This is a genomic window from Bradyrhizobium sp. A5, assembly GCF_042076515.1.
Taxonomy (GTDB): domain Bacteria; phylum Pseudomonadota; class Alphaproteobacteria; order Rhizobiales; family Xanthobacteraceae; genus Bradyrhizobium; species Bradyrhizobium cosmicum.
Genome location: NZ_CP148990.1, coordinates 342,886 through 358,059 on the forward strand (window position 1 = coordinate 342,886; position 15,174 = coordinate 358,059).

General features: G+C 64.5%; 11 protein-coding genes. 3 read left to right on the forward strand and 8 right to left on the reverse strand.

What is annotated here, in order from left to right:
- From WHZ77_RS01565 to WHZ77_RS01595, 7 genes are all read right to left on the reverse strand, one after another.
- Window positions 1–996 carry an ABC transporter ATP-binding protein gene (locus WHZ77_RS01565; RefSeq protein ID WP_375312084.1) on the reverse strand — a complete coding sequence of 332 codons (996 nt, stop codon included), beginning with the start codon at window positions 994–996 and terminating at the stop codon, window positions 1–3.
- Window positions 993–2,000 (reverse strand): ABC transporter ATP-binding protein, encoded by a 1,008-nt coding sequence (locus WHZ77_RS01570; RefSeq protein ID WP_375312085.1) that lies wholly within the window; start codon window positions 1,998–2,000, stop codon window positions 993–995. Before WHZ77_RS01570 ends, WHZ77_RS01565 begins: the two co-directional genes overlap by 4 nt.
- Window positions 2,000–2,893: an ABC transporter permease gene (locus tag WHZ77_RS01575; protein ID WP_375312086.1), complete on the reverse strand. Its 894-nt coding sequence runs from the start codon at window positions 2,891–2,893 to the stop codon at window positions 2,000–2,002. Before WHZ77_RS01575 ends, WHZ77_RS01570 begins: the two co-directional genes overlap by 1 nt.
- A 9-nt stretch (window positions 2,894–2,902) precedes the next feature.
- Window positions 2,903–3,850, reverse strand: coding sequence for an ABC transporter permease (locus tag WHZ77_RS01580; protein WP_375312087.1), 948 nt, complete (start codon window positions 3,848–3,850; stop codon window positions 2,903–2,905).
- A gap of 30 nt (window positions 3,851–3,880) precedes the next feature.
- Window positions 3,881–5,479: an ABC transporter substrate-binding protein gene (locus WHZ77_RS01585; protein ID WP_375312088.1), complete on the reverse strand. Its 1,599-nt coding sequence runs from the start codon at window positions 5,477–5,479 to the stop codon at window positions 3,881–3,883.
- 393 nt (window positions 5,480–5,872) lie between these two features.
- Entirely contained in the window at window positions 5,873–7,423 is a 1,551-nt protein-coding gene (locus WHZ77_RS01590) for an AMP-binding protein (RefSeq protein WP_375312089.1), read from the reverse strand.
- Window positions 7,424–7,442: 19 nt separating this feature from the next.
- Window positions 7,443–8,597, reverse strand: a complete 1,155-nt coding sequence (locus tag WHZ77_RS01595; protein WP_375312090.1) for an iron-containing alcohol dehydrogenase — start codon at window positions 8,595–8,597, stop codon at window positions 7,443–7,445.
- Window positions 8,598–8,835: 238 nt separating this feature from the next.
- Between WHZ77_RS01595 and WHZ77_RS01600 the strand changes: the two genes are divergently transcribed.
- From WHZ77_RS01600 to WHZ77_RS01610, 3 genes are all read left to right on the forward strand, one after another.
- Complete coding sequence (locus WHZ77_RS01600; protein WP_375312091.1) at window positions 8,836–10,047, forward strand: efflux RND transporter periplasmic adaptor subunit; 1,212 nt, start codon at window positions 8,836–8,838, stop codon at window positions 10,045–10,047.
- Window positions 10,044–13,208, forward strand: coding sequence for an efflux RND transporter permease subunit (locus WHZ77_RS01605; RefSeq protein WP_375312092.1), 3,165 nt, complete (start codon window positions 10,044–10,046; stop codon window positions 13,206–13,208). Before WHZ77_RS01600 ends, WHZ77_RS01605 begins: the two co-directional genes overlap by 4 nt.
- Before the next feature lie 293 nt (window positions 13,209–13,501).
- The gene (locus tag WHZ77_RS01610; RefSeq protein WP_375312093.1) at window positions 13,502–14,695 is read left to right on the forward strand and encodes an ABC transporter substrate-binding protein; all 1,194 of its coding nucleotides are present in this window, start codon (window positions 13,502–13,504) and stop codon (window positions 14,693–14,695) included.
- A gap of 90 nt (window positions 14,696–14,785) precedes the next feature.
- On the opposite strand, the gene WHZ77_RS01615 is transcribed toward WHZ77_RS01610, so the two are convergent.
- Entirely contained in the window at window positions 14,786–15,172 is a 387-nt protein-coding gene (locus tag WHZ77_RS01615) for an MAPEG family protein (protein WP_375312094.1), read from the reverse strand.
- Between the last annotated feature and the right edge of the window lie 2 nt (window positions 15,173–15,174).

The following is a 15,174-nucleotide window of genomic DNA, read 5'->3' on the forward strand; positions in this document are numbered from 1 at the left end:
CTACGGGACCGTGTTGCTGCGCCCCGTCCCCTCATTGAGCAAGCACGCCACCTGGTGCCCGTCGCCGGCATCCACCAGCGCCGGCCGCTCGGTCTTGCACCGCTCCATCGCAAATCGGCAGCGCGTGTGAAACGCGCAACCTGACGGCGGATTGACCGGGCTTGGCACGTCGCCGTCGACCAGTGGCGCGAGCTTCTTCGCCAGCGGGTTGGCGATCGGCACCGAGGCGAGCAGCGCCTGCGTGTAGGGATGGCGAGGGTTGCGGAACAGCTCGTCCTTGTCTGATATCTCGACGATGCGGCCGAGATACATCACGGCCACGCGGTGGCTGATATGGGCGACCACGGCGAGGTCGTGGGCGATGAAGAGGTAGGAGAAGCCGTGCTCGCGTTGCAAATCGATCAGCAGGTTGATCACCTGCGCCTGGATCGAGACGTCGAGCGCGGAGACCGGCTCGTCGCAGACGATCAGTCGCGGCCCGAGCGCCAGCGCCCGTGCGATGCAGATGCGCTGGCGCTGACCGCCCGAGAATTGATGCGGGAAGTTGCGCATCTGGTCGGGCCGCAAGCCGACCTGCTCGAACAGTTTTGCGGTACGCGCTTCCAGCGCCTTGCCGCTGGCGAGGCCATGTACGGCCAGCGGCTCTCCGACGATGTCGCCCGCGGTCATGCGCGGATTGAGCGAGGCGAACGGGTCCTGGAACACGATCTGCATCGAACGGCGATGCGGCCGCAGCGCGGTCTTGGACAGATGCGTGATGTCCTCACCGTCGAGGCGAATCTGGCCCGAGGTCGGCTCGACCAGTCTCAGCACGCTGCGCGCGACCGTCGATTTGCCGCAGCCGGATTCGCCAACCAGCCCCAACGTTTCGCCAACGCCAACCGAGAACGAGACGCCGTCGACCGCGTGCACGGTGCCGACTTGCCGGCGCAAAACGCCGGCGCGCACCGGATAGTGCTTTGTCAGGTCGGTGACTTCGAGCAGGGCCTCGGTCATGCCACCTCCGCCACGTCAGCCGCGCGCCAGCAGGCGGCGAGATGGCCGCCGCCCCAGTCCGCAAGCGGCGGATATTCGACCTCGCAGCGCTTGATCGCGAGCTTGCAGCGCGGCGCGAAGGCGCAGCCCGGCGGCAGCCGCACCAGCGACGGCACGGTGCCGGGAATCTCGTTCAGCCGCGCCTGCGCGGGAACGCCGGACGCGGGGACCGCCGGGATCGAGGCCATCAGCCCGCGCGTGTAGGGATGCTTTGGCGCGGCGAACAGCGCCTCGACGCTGGCTTCCTCCACCTTCCGGCCCGCATACATCACGATGACGCGCTGTGCGGTTTGCGCGACAACGCCGAGATCATGCGTGATCAGCACGAGCCCGGTGCCGAGCTCCTTCTGAAGATCGAGGATCAGCGCCAGGATCTGCGCCTGGATGGTGACGTCCAGCGCGGTGGTCGGCTCGTCCGCGATGAGCAGCGCCGGCCGGCACGTCAATGCCATCGCGATCATCGCGCGTTGGCGCATGCCGCCGGAGAGTTGATGCGGATATTCCCGCGCGCGCCGCGCCGGCTCGGGGATACGCACCAGCCGCAGCATCTCGACTGCGATGTCACGGGCCTCTCTGGCCGGCATCGCGCGATGCAGCCGTACCGCCTCGGCGATCTGGTCGCCGATCCGCATCACCGGATTGAGCGAGGTCATCGGCTCCTGGAAGATCATCGAGATGCGGTTGCCCCTGATAGCGCGCATTTGCGCTTCATCGAGCGCAAGCAGATCGGTGCCTTCAAGCGTGACGGAGCCGCCGACGATGCGGCCGGGCGGATCGGGCACCAGCCGCATCAGCGACAGCGCGGTGACGCTCTTGCCGCAGCCGGACTCGCCGACGATCGCCAGCGTCTCGCCTCGCCTGACGGTGAAGGAGAGGTCGTCAACGGCCTTGAACAGCCCCGAATTGGTGAAGAACAACGTCTTCAGGTTCTTCACCTCGAGCACGAGATCGGATTTGTTCGCCATCAGCCGCGCTGCCGGGGATCGAGGATGTCGCGCAGGGCGTCGCCGAACAGATTGGCGCCGAACACGGCGAGGCTGATGGCAATGCCCGGGAAGATCACCAGCCACGGTGCGGTGCGGACATATTCGGCGGCCGATTCCGACAGCATGCGGCCCCATGATGGATAAGGCTCGGGAATGCCGAGGCCCAGGAAGGAAAGCGAGGCCTCGGTGAGAATCGTGGAGCCGAGCTGCGCGGTAGCGAGCACGATCAGCGGCGCCAGCGTGTTCGGCAGCACGTGGCGCAGCGCGATCCGCACCTCGCTCATGCCGATCGACTTGGCGGCTTCGACAAAGGGCAGTTCGCGCAGCGCCAGCGTGTTGGCGCGGACGACACGCGACACGGTCGGGATCAACGGAATGGCGATGGCGATGATGACGTTCGGCAGCGACGGGCCGAGTGCCGCCGTCATGATCAGGGCCAGCACCAGCAGCGGCAGCGCCTGAAGGATATCGGAGACACGCTGGAATACGAGGTCGACCCAGCCGGAGAGATAGCCGGATGTCAGCCCGACGATGACGCCGATCGTGCCGCCGAGCGCGGTTGAGCCGATGCCGACCGCGAGCGAAATGCGCGCACCGTGGATGATGCGGCTGAAGACGTCGCGGCCGAACGAATCCGTGCCCATCCAGTGTGCGAGGCTCGGGCGCATCAGCGCGCGGGTCGAATCGATCGTCAGCGGATCGTAGCGCGCGATGAAGTCCGCGAAGATCGCCGTGAGCACGAAAAGCGTCATGATGATGAGACCGGCTGCGCCCAGCACATGCCGCTGCGCCAGAAACAGCACGCGCCGCCAGCCGCCGGTCGCATACGCGCCGGCGCGTCTCAGTTCAACGTCATAGTCGATCGCAGTCAAACAGCTCTCCTAATCCGTGTACCGGATGCGCGGGTCGAACACCGCGTACAGCATGTCGACGATGAAATTCGCGCTCACCACCACCACCGCAATCAGCATCACGAGGTTCTGCACGATCGGATAATCGCGCCAGCGGATCGCCTCGACCAGGAAGCGTGCGACGCCGGGGATGTTGAACACGGTCTCCGTCACGATGAGGCCGCCGATCAGGAATGCCGCCTCGATGCCGATCACGGTGATGACGGGCAGGATGGCGTTCTTCAGTGCATGCTTGTAGTTGACCGCGGCGTCCGATGCGCCTTTGGCCCGGGCGGTTCGGATATAGTCCTGCCGGAGCACCTCGAGCATCGATGAGCGGGTAATGCGCATCGTCAGCGCCGCGCTGCGGAAGCCGACGGCGGCGGCCGGCACGGCGTAGGTTGCGAACGCTTCCAGCCAAGTCGCGGGACTGGGATTGAAAATCGGCATCTGGTTGAACATCGCGACCGATGCGGTGAGGATCAGCAGGCCGAGCCAGAACGAGGGCAGCGACAATCCGCTGAGGCTGACCACGCGCAGCGCATAATCAAGCCGCGTGCCCTGCTTCACCGCGCTGACGACGCCGAGCGGAATGCCGATCGAGGCCGAGAACAGCAGCGCCAGGCCGGCGAGCCGCGCCGTGATGGGGATTCGCGGCAAAATCTCCTGAAGCGCCGGCTTCTCCGAGACATAGGAGTAGCCAAAGTCGCCGCGCAGAAAGCCGCTGATCCAGTGCCAATATTGCACGATCAGCGGCTGGTCGATGCCGAGTTCCTTCTCCAAATTGGCCTTGTCGGCGGGATCGACGTAGCCGGCCGCGGCGAACAGGATATCGACGATGTTGCCGGGCACGATGCGCAACAGGAAGAAGATGACGACCGAGATCCCGAACAGGGTCACGAGCATCAGGAACAGGCGCCGCACCAGATAGGCAAACATTCCGCGCCCTCCCGCCCGGCCGTCAGCGCGCTACTTGTCCATCCAGACGTCTTCGTACCGGTAGCCATTATAGGAGCTGTTCGACATGACGGTCACGCCCTTGACATAGGGCTGCCAGCAAGAGCCGGTGCGTGCGTGGAAGATGATCGGTCGCGCGACGTCCTCCTGCAACTTCTTGTCGATGTCCCACACCAGCTTCTTGCGTTTGGCGAGGTCGGTCTCCTGCGATTGCACGTCGAACAGCTTTTCGATCTCCTTGTTGCAGTAATTGGTGTAGTTGCGCTCGGAGCCGCAGGAATAGTTCTCGTAGAAGGACTGGTCGGGATCGTCGACGGCGTTGCCAGTCAAATTGAGCCCGAGCATGTAGTCCTTGCGCGCGATCTTCGGGAACCAGTTCGCGGTCTCGACCACATCGAGCTCGCCGTCGATATAGATGCTCTTGAGCTGGTCGATCAGGATCACCGCGGGATCGCGATAGACCGGGATGTTGCGGGTCGAGACCTTCACGGCCAGATGCTTGTCCGGACCGTAGCCGGCCTTCTGCATCAGCTTCTTCGCTTCTTCGCGATTGGCATTGATGTCGGGGCCATAGCCCGGAATCGTCTCAAGCATCTCCTTCGGCATGCCCCAGAGCCCGGTCGGCGGCGGCAGCATGGTTCCGCCGACGTCGGCCTGGCCTTCGAACAGGATCGAGACGAACGCCTTGCGGTCGAGCGACAGCGCCATGGCCTTGCGGATGTCGATATTGTCGAACGGCGGTGCGGACGAATTGACGATGATGTTCGTCGATACGTTGTTCGGCTCCACCACGCAGACCGCGTTCGGCGCTTGCGATTTCACGTCTTTCAGCAGCGGAATGCTCACCTCGGTCGGGAACGCCATGTCGAACTTGCCGGCGACAAAGGCCAGGATCGCGGTCGAGCGGTTCGGGATGATGGTGAACTCGATGCCGTCGAGATAGGGCCGGCCCTTGCGCCAATAGTCGGGATTGCGGGTCAGCTTGATCGATTCGTTGGCCTTGAACTCGACGAACTTGAACGGGCCGGTACCGATCGGATGCGTGCGCATGTCGCCGGGCGAGACGTGGCACGGATACACGGGTGTGTAACCCGAGGCGAGCAGCGCCAGCAGCGACGGCTGCGGCCGCTTCAGGTTGAACGAGACCTCGAAGTCGCCATTGGTCGAGATGTCGTTGACCTCATTGTACCAGGATTTGCGTGGGTTCTGTCGGAACTTCTGCTGCGACTTGCCCATCAGCATGTCGAAGGTGCATTTGACGTCCGCCGCCGTGAACGGCTTGCCGTCGTGCCATTTCACGCCCTGGCGGAGCTTGAAGGCCAGCGTCTTGTTGTCGTTGATCCAGGCCCAGCTCTCGGCGAGCTCGGGCACGATGGTGTCCATGCTGTTCTGCGCCACGTCCTGCTTGTAGATGACGAGGTTGTTGAACACGGGCATGAAGGGAACATTGAGCGAGTAGGTCGCGCCCTCGTGGATCGAGGCGTTGCCCGGGCTGTCGCGGTGATACATCCGCAGGATTCCGCCCTGTTTGGGCTCGCCGGCGAGCGTGGTGGTCGAGGCCGTCAGCACAGATAACGCCGCTATTGCGGCGAGCGCCCACACGCTCCGCATTCTCATCCTCCCTGGATAACGGCCTTTGCGACCTGTTTGTCAGACGATAGCGACGCGCGCGCAGCGAAGCAACCGGCAAGGCTAGCGGTGGCCTCGACAATTCGGATGACGGAAAGCCACAGAGCGTTTCCCTCGCAATGTGAGAGTGCGAGTGCGAAGGAGTGATTCCAGTGCAGATGTAGCGCGCAGCCGATCCAACAATCTCAGCCGTCGTCCCGGACGAGCGCAGCGAAGATCCGGGATCCATAACCACAGGAAGCAGTTTGGCGAAGACCAGGAGTTGCGATCCTGCGCGGCAACTACTCCCTGCGGTTATGGATCCCGGGCTCGCGACTTCATCGTGCCCCGGGACGACGGCGGAGTCTGTAGCGATTGCTCGCGTATGCAACGACCTCACACGATCCTTGACGTCTTGTTCCCCCAATAGCGGTCCCGCAGCAGCCGCTTGTACAGCTTCCCCGTCGGCAGCCTCGGCAGTTCCTTCTCGAAATCGACCGAGCGCGGCACCTTCTGTCGCGACAGCGATGCGCCGCAGAAGGCGATCAGCTCTTCGGCGAGCGCCGGCCCCGGCACCACGCCGGGCATCGGCTGCACCACCGCCTTCACCTCTTCGCCGAGATCGGGATTGGGCACGCCGAACACCGCGGCATCCGCGACCTTCGGATGGGTGATCAGCAAATTCTCGCATTCCTGCGGATAGATGTTCACGCCGCCCGAGATGATCATGAACGTCGCGCGGTCGGTGAGGTAGAGGAAGCGATCCTCGTCGACATAGCCGACGTCGCCGACCGTGCTCATGCTGCCGTCGGCCGAGCGCGCCTCCCGGGTCTTCTCCGGATCGTTGAAATATTCGAACGGCGATCCCGTCTTGAACCACACTTGGCCGGGCGTGCCTGTCGGGCACGGCTTCATGTCTTCGTCGAGAATGTGCAAGTCACCCAGCAGTACCTTGCCGACGGTGCCGCGGTGGCTAAGCCATTCCTCGCTGTTGCAGGCGGTGAAGCCGAGGCCCTCGGTCGCGCCGTAATATTCGTGGATGATGGGGCCCCACCATTTGATGATGTCGTCCTTGACCAGCGCCGGGCAGGGCGCCGCGGCATGGATCGCGATCTCCAGCGATGAGAGGTCGTAGCGTCTGCGCACCTCCTCCGGCAGCTTCAGCATGCGCGAGAACATCGTCGGCACCAGCTGGGTGTGGGTGATGCCCCATTGCTCGACGAGCTGGAGATAGCGCTCGGGATCGAAATTCTCCATGATGATCACGGTGCCGCCCATGCGGATCGTGAGATTGACCGCGGCCTGCGGCGCCGAGTGATAGAGCGGCGCCGGCGACAGATAGACCATGCCCTCGCGGTAGTGCCAAAGCTTGGTCAGGAAATCGAACAGCGGCAGATTGTGCTTCGGCGGCTCTTCCGGCAGCGGCCGCAGGATGCCTTTCGGCCGTCCTGTCGTGCCCGACGAATACAGCATGGCAGTGCCGAGCCGTTCGTCCGCAATCGGCGTCTTCGGCAGGTCGGCGGTGACGTCCGCAAGACCGACAATGCGGTCGCTCTCGCCGGGGCCGTCGGCGACGATGCAGAGCTCGACGTCGGGACATGTGCTGATCGCCTCGCGCGCGATGTCGAGCTTCGCCATCGACGTGATCAGAATCCTGGACTGGCTGTTGGTCAGGAGATAGGCCAGCTCCCCCGCAGTGAGGAACGAATTGATGCAGGTATAGTACAGCCCGGACCGCTCGCCCGCGCCGCAGGCTTCGAGATAGCGCGAATTGTTTTCCATGAAGATCGAGTAGTGGTCGAGACGCCTCAATCCGTGCTTGCGGAACAGATGCGCCAGCCTGTTGCTGCGCGCTTCCAGCTCGCGATAGGTGACGGCCTCGCCGGTTGCCGCCATGATGAAGGCGGGCTGCAGCGGGCGTAAGCGGGCGTGCGTGCCTGTGTACATCAGTCCTCCGTCGTTAGCGCTATGCGGCCAGAAGCAGGATTTCGCGCAATTCGGCGGCATCGCCGATCTTGCGCGGGTTGCGCGGGATCCAGTTCGTGCGCATCGCCTGTTCGGCGATGGCGTCGAAATGCTCCGGCGAGACGCGCACGTCCGCGAGGCTGCGCGGCATGCCGAGCGAGCGGATGAAGGCGTCGAGCACGTCGGCGGCGTTGTGGCCGGGAAAGCCCATCGCGGCCGCGACGATCATCTGGCGCTCGGCATTGTCGCGCGCATTCCAGCGCATCACCGCCGGCAGCATGATGCAGGAGGTGTAGCCATGCGGCACGTCGAACGCCGCCCCCAGCACGTAGCCGATGCCGTGGCTCGCGCCCATCGGCACGCCGGCGGCGAGCGCGCCCATCGACAGCCAGGTGCCGATCTGCGCGTCCATCCGCGCGTCGAGATCGGCAGGGTCCGCCTTCACCCGCGGCAGTGCGTCGGCGAGCATGGCGAGACCCTTCACCGATTGCGCGTCGGCATAAGGGTGCGTCTCGCGCGAGCAGATCGCCTCGACGCAGTGATCGACGGCGCGGATGCCGGTGGAGAGGAACAGCCATTCCGGCGTGTGCACGGTGACGGCGGGATCGAGGATGGTCGCGCGCGGCACCGCGAGTGGGTGCCGCAGCATCTGCTTCACGTGCGTGGCGCGGTCGGTCACGCCCGCAATTGAGCTGAACTCGCCGCCGGCGATCGTGGTCGGCACGCTGATCTGGCGCACCGTCGGCGCCGTCATCTCGGGTGCGACGCCCTTGTGCACGCGGATGCGATCGATGCCGTCGACATCGTCGACGCCGTTGGCAAGACAAAGCTGCACCGCCTTGGCGCCGTCGGTGATCGAGCCACCGCCGACAGTGACGATCAAATCGGCGCCTGCCTCGCGCGCCGCAATGGTGGCCGCGATCACGGCCTCGCGCGGCGTGTGCGCCGGCATGGCGTCGAACAGCCCGGCGCAGCGCGCGCCAAGCGCCTGTTCGATTTTCTCGATTTCGTTGGTCTGCCGGTTCAGCGTGCCGGAGACCATCAGGAAGGCGCGGCGTGTCCCCAGCCGGTCCATCTGCGCGACGATGGCCTCGGCCGCCGGATGGCCGAACACGACCTCCTCGATCGCGCCGTAAACGACACGTCCCTGGTGCACGCCGTCCTCCCCGGACAATTCGTCTTTGTTTTGTTAGGGCAAGTCTAGCGGAGGCTGCCGCGCCCGTCATGTGCGAAGACGCTGTGCTTTCTTACCCTCCCCCTCCAGGGTCCCTCCAGGGAAGGGTGGCATTGTGCTGGCATTGGTCTTGAAGAGTTCATCGTCGTTACCCATCTTGTGGCGCCCGCGGGTACGCGCGTACCCTGCAATTTCGGCGGCTTTTATGCGAGGACCTGGGATGACTGGACCGGACGGAAGCGAGCGATTTGTCAAAAAGCACGATTTCGTTCAGCCGCGGCACAGTGCCATCGCAGGCCTTCTCGCCGTGGCGTTCGCGCTCACCGGATGCGGGCAGCCGACCTCGCAGGCGGGCGCGCCGCCGCCCGCGCCGGTGACCGTCGCCCAGCCGGTCAAGCGCACCGTCACCGATTGGGATGAGTTCACCGGCCGCTTCGAAGCGGTTGAGGAAGTGCAGGTGCGCCCCCGCGTCGGCGGCTTCGTCAACTCCGTCGAATTCCAGGACGGCGCGATCGTGCATCAGGGCGATCTGCTCTACGTCATCGATCCGCGTCCGTTCGAGGCGGTGGCGGAGCAGGCGGAGGGGCAGCTCTCCGACGCGCGCGCCAAGGTGGAGCTTGCCAAGCGCGAGCTCGACCGCGGCCTCAACCTGGTCCAGACGAGTGCGGTCTCCGAGCAGGTCGTCGATCAGCGCCGCCAGGCGTTGCAAGCCGCGCATGCCGCAGTGACGCAGGCCGAGGGCGTGCTGAAGGCCGCCAGGCTCAACATCGAATTCACGCATGTCACCGCACCGCTCACCGGCCGCGTCGGCCGCCATCTCGTCAGCCCCGGCAATCTCGTGCAGGGCAGCGACAACGGTTCTTCGACGCTGCTGACCTCGATCGTGACGCTCGACCCGATCTACGTCTATTTCGACATGGATGAAGCGACCTTCATCAAATACAGCAAGCTCTGGTTCGAAGGCCGGCGCCCGAGCTCGCGCGATACGGCGAACCCGGTGCAGGTGACGCTGGCCGGCGAGACCAAGTCTTCGCATGAAGGCTCCATCAACTTCCTCGACAACCGCCTCGATGTTTCGACCGGAACCCTGCGCAGCCGGGCCGTGATCAAGAACACCGATCTGTCGATCCTGCCCGGTCAGTTCGGCCGTATCAGGCTGATCGGCAGCGCGCCCTATGACGCTCTGCTGATTCCGGACGCTGCGATCGCAACCGACCAGTCCCGCAAGATCGTGTTCGTGGTCAAGCCTGATGACACCGTCGAAGCGCGCCCCGTGGTGCTCGGTCCGCTGGACGAAGGCCTGCGGGTGATCCGCGAAGGCCTGAAGCCGGACGATCGCGTCATCGTCAACGGAATCCAGCGCGCCCGTGTCGGCGCCAAGGTTGCTCCGCAGACAGCGCCAGCCGGTGGCAAGCCTGGTGACAAGTCATGAATCTGGGCCGTCTCTCCATCAATCAGCCCATCCTGGCGATGGTGCTGTCGATCGTGCTCCTGATCGTCGGCGCGCTCGCCTACACCACGCTGCCGGTCTCCGAATATCCCCAGGTGGTGCCGCCGACCGTCGTGGTCACCACGCAATATCCCGGCGCTTCCGCGCAAACCGTGTCCGACACGGTCGCAGCTCCGATCGAGCAGCAGATCAACGGCGTCGAGGACATGCTGTATCTCTACAGCCAGGCGACCTCGAACGGCCAGTTGACGATCACCGTCACCTTCAAGCTCGGGACCGACCTCGACAAGGCGCAGGTGCTGGTGCAGAACCGCGTCGCGATCGCGCAGCCGCAACTGCCCGACGAGGTGCAGCGCAACGGCGTCGTCACCCGCAAGAACTCGCCCGACATCCTGATGGTCGCGTTCATGCTCTCGCCCGACGACACCTTCGACCAGCTGTACATCTCCAACTACGCGCTGCTCCAGGTCCGCGACCAGCTGCTGCGCATCGACGGCGTCGGCGACATCCAGATCTTCGGCGCGCGCGACTATTCGATGCGGCTCTGGCTCGACCCTGACCGCATCGCGAATCTCGGCCTCACTTCGACCGAGGTGCTGGCCGCGATCCGCGCCCAGAACGTGCAGATCGCCGGGGGCCAGATCGCAGAGCCGCCGATTGCGGATCGCGCCTTCCAGCCGAACCTCACATTCACAGGGCGCCTGAAGGACCAGAAGCAGTTCGAGGACATCCTGATCAAGGCCGGCTCCGACGGGCGCACCGTGCGCCTGCGCGACGTCGCCCGCATCGAGCTCGGTGCTCTCTCATACACGACCAACAGTTTTCTGCTGCGCAAGTCGGCGGTCGCCATGCTGGTGACGCAGCGGCCGGGATCGAATGCTCTCGCGACCGCGAAGAACATCTCCGACACCATGGCGAAGCTGAAGGGGAGCTTTCCCAAAGGTCTCGACTACAATATTGGCTACAACCCGACCGAGTTCATCGCTCAGTCCGTCCACGAACTGATCAAGACCATCTACGAGGCCATGCTGCTCGTGGTCATCGTGGTGCTGGTGTTCCTGCAGGGATGGCGGCCCGCGATCATCCCGATCATCGCGATACCCGTCTCGCTGGTCGGCACGTTTGCGGTGATGGCGGCGCTCGGCTTCTCCATCAACAATCTCACCCTGTTCGGTCTCGTTCTCGCCGTCGGCATCGTGGTCGACGACGCCATCGTGGTGGTCGAGAATGTCGAACGGCATCTCGAACACGGCCTGAGCCGGCGTGATGCCGCGCTCAAGACCATGGAGGAGGTCGGCGGCGCGCTGGTCTCGATCGCGTTGGTGCTGTGTGCGGTGTTCGTGCCCACCGCATTCATAGGGGGCATTTCTGGTCAGTTCTTCCAGCAGTTCGCCGTCACCATTGCGGTGGCGACCGCGATCTCCTGCTTCTGCTCGCTGACGCTGTCGCCGGCGCTGGCCTCGCTGATTCTGGTCCCGCACGAGGAGAAGAAACCGCCGGCCGCCTGGAATCTCATCGCGCGCGGCTGGAACGCCTTCACTGGCGCCTTCAACCGTGTGTTCGACCGGCTCGCGCATGGCTATGCCGGTGTCGCCAATTTCGTGATCCGGCATTCGGTCGTGATGATCCTGGCCTACGTCGTGCTGATCGGCAGCGCCGGCTGGCTGATCGCGACCACGCCGCAGGGCTTCATTCCGGCGCAGGATCGCGGCTACGTCATCATATCGGTGCAATTGCCGGGCGCAGCCTCGCTCGCGCGCACCACCGAGGTCGTACGCGAGATCGAGCGAATATCGCTGGATACGCCGGGCATCATCCGCGTTGCTGCCTTCGCAGGTTTCTCGGGCGCCACGCGCACGCAGGCCGGCAACGCAGCGGCGCTGTTTCCGGTGTTCGACGAGCCCGAGGCCCGGATGAAGAAGGGATTGTCCGCGAACGCCATCACTGTGGAGCTGCGCAAGCGCCTGGCCGCGATCCAGGGCGCCTTCATCATCGTGATTCCGCCGCCGGCCGTGCCCGGCATCGGCACCGGCGGCGGCTTCACCATCCGCATCCAGGACCGCCAGGGTCGCGGGCCCGAGCTGCTCGCCGCGGCCACCGACGAGCTCGTCGCCGCGGCGCGCAAATCGCCCTCGCTGCTCGCTCCGACGGTGTTCTCGCCGTTCTCGGCCAACACGCCGCAGCTCTTCGTCGATATCGACCGCATCAAGGCGCAGAAGCTCGGCGTGCCGATCGCCAACATCAACGATACCATCCAGACCTATTTCGGATCGACCTATGTCAACGACTTCAACCTGTTCGGCCGCACCTATCACGTCACGGCGCAGGCGGACTTCCCGTTCCGAAAAGAACCGAGTGATCTTGCGCGCCTGCGCACGCGCAACGCTTCCGGCGACATGGTGATGCTCGGCAGCGTGGTCGAGTTCAAGGACATGTCGGGTCCCGACCGTGTCGCGCGCTACAATCTCTATGCGGCCTCCGAACTGCAGGGTGAGCCGGCGCCGGGCACCAGCTCGACCACCGCGCTCGACACCATCAAGAAGCTCGCGGACGACACCCTGCCGAGTGGCTTCACCTTCGAGTGGACTGACCTGTCCTATCAGCAGGTCACCGGAGGCAATGCCGGCCTCTACGTGTTCCCGATCTGCGTGCTGTTCGTCTATCTCGTGCTCGCCGCGCAATATGGCAGTTGGACGCTGCCGTTCGCGGTGATCCTCATCGTGCCGATGTGCCTGCTCGCCGCCACCATCGGCGTGCGCATCATGGGGCAGGACGTCAACATCCTCACCCAGATCGGATTCGTCGTTCTGGTGGGGCTTGCGGCGAAGAACGCGATCCTGATCGTCGAGTTCGCACGCGACATCGAGAATGAAGGCAAGCCGCGGCTGGAGGCCGTGATCGACGCCTGCCGCCTGCGCCTGCGGCCGATCCTGATGACGTCGTTCGCCTTCATCCTCGGCGTCTTGCCGCTGGTGATTTCGTCTGGTTCCGGTTCGGAGATGCGTCAAGCCGTCGGCGTCGCCGTGTTCTTCGGCATGATCGGCGTCACCCTGTTCGGTCTTCTGTTCACGCCGATCTTCTATGTCATGGTGCGGAACCTGGCGGAGGGGCGGAACGAGGGGAAGCCGAAGGTGGCGGCCTGATGCGTAGTCGTTGGAGCCGACCGCTTTCCAGCATCGCCAGTGTCATCCCCGCGAAGGCGGGGATCCATAACCACAGGGAGAAGTTTGGCGCGAAGCTCGTAACTCCGAGCCGTCGCCAAACTTCTCCCTGAGGCTATGGATCCCGGGCTCGCGCTGCGCGCCCCCGGGACGACAGCGGTTGTTTGGTGCGCAGAATCCCATACTAACGATCAACATGAAATGGATGGGCAGCGCCGGGGTTCTTCACTACTATCCGCGCGATTTCAAAACAGAAAACTGTTGGGAGCTAACACATGAAATCAGGACTTTTGGCCGCTGTCGCAATTTCGGCCCTGATGCTGGCGGCGCCGGCCACGGCGCAAGGCGTCAAGATCGGCATCCTCAACGACCAGTCCGGCGTCTACGCCGATTACGGCGGCAAATGGTCGGTGGAAGCCGCCAAGATGGCGATCGAGGATTTCGGCGGCGAGGTATTGGGCCAGAAGGTCGAGCTGGTCACGGCCGACCACCAGAACAAGCCTGATCTTGCGACCTCCATTGCGCGGCGCTGGTACGACGTCGAGAACGTCGACATGATTACGGAGCTGACGACCTCCTCGGTCGCGCTCGCGATCCACGAGCTCTCCAAGGAAAAGAAGAAGATCGACATCGTCGTCGGTGCCGCGACCTCGCGCCTCACCGGCGATGCCTGCCAGCCCTACGGCTTCCACTGGGCCTATGACACCCGCGCGCTCGGTGTCGGCACCGGCGGTGCGCTGACCAAGGCCGGCGGCGACACCTGGTTCTTCCTCACCGCCGACTATGCCTTCGGCTACGCGCTGGAGAAGGACACCAGCGAGATCGTCACCGCCAATGGCGGCAAGGTGGTCGGTTCGGTGCGCGTGCCGCTCAACTCCTCGGACTTCTCCTCCTTCCTGCTGCAGGCGCAGAGCTCCAAGGCGAAGATCGTGGGTCTCGCCAATGCCGGCCTCGACACCACCAACTCGATCAAGCAGGCCTCGGAGTTCGGCATCGTCGCCGGCGGCCAGAAGCTCGCCGGGCTCCTGATGACGCTCGCCGAGGTCAACGGCCTCGGCTTGCAGGCCGCGCAGGGCCTCGTGCTGACCGAAGGCTATTACTGGGACGTCAACGACCGCACCCGCAATCTCGGCGAACGCTTCCTCAAGCGCACCGGGCGGATGCCGAACATGATCCAGGCCGGCACCTATTCGGCGACGCTGAGCTATCTCAAGGCGGTCAAGGCCGCCGGCACCAAGGATCCGGACGCGGTTGCCAAGAAGCTGAAGGAGCTGCCGATCGACGACGATTTCGCGCAAGGCGGCAAGGTGCTCGAGAACGGCCGCATGGTTCACGACATGTATCTGTTCGAGGTCAAGAAGCCGTCCGAGTCGAAGAAGCCCTGGGACTATTACAAGCAGCTCGCGGTCGTCCCCGGCGACAAGGCCTTCTTCACCGCCAAGGAAAGCGGCTGCCCGCTGACGAAGTGAGCCAACGCTCGCGCTACACCCTCGGTGTCGTCCCCGATCTGCGCTGCGCTTGTCCGGGACGACAGCGGAATGTGGGGCGCGTATCGACCCTCACACCAGCCGCAGCACCACCGCGCCCAGCGCTCCCGCCCACAGCGCAAGGGCCGCGATTCCCTGGATCGCAAAGCCGGGGCCGCGCTTGGCTGCCGCCTTCGAATAGCCGATGAAATAGACGATGCGGCCGATGATCCAGACCGCGCCGATCCCGGCCGCAATGGCGTCGCCGATATAGATCGCGAACAGCCAGAGCGCCGGCAGAAAGACCGGCATCCATTCCAGCGTGTTCATCTGGATGCGGAAGGCGCGCTCGAAATCGGGATGACCCGACGTCGCGGGTACCTTGACGCCGGTCTTTTCCCGCACGCGCGAGACGTTGATGCAGACGAAGAGATAAAATGCAATCGCCAGCAGCGTGACGAGAGCGGTGAGATGATACATTG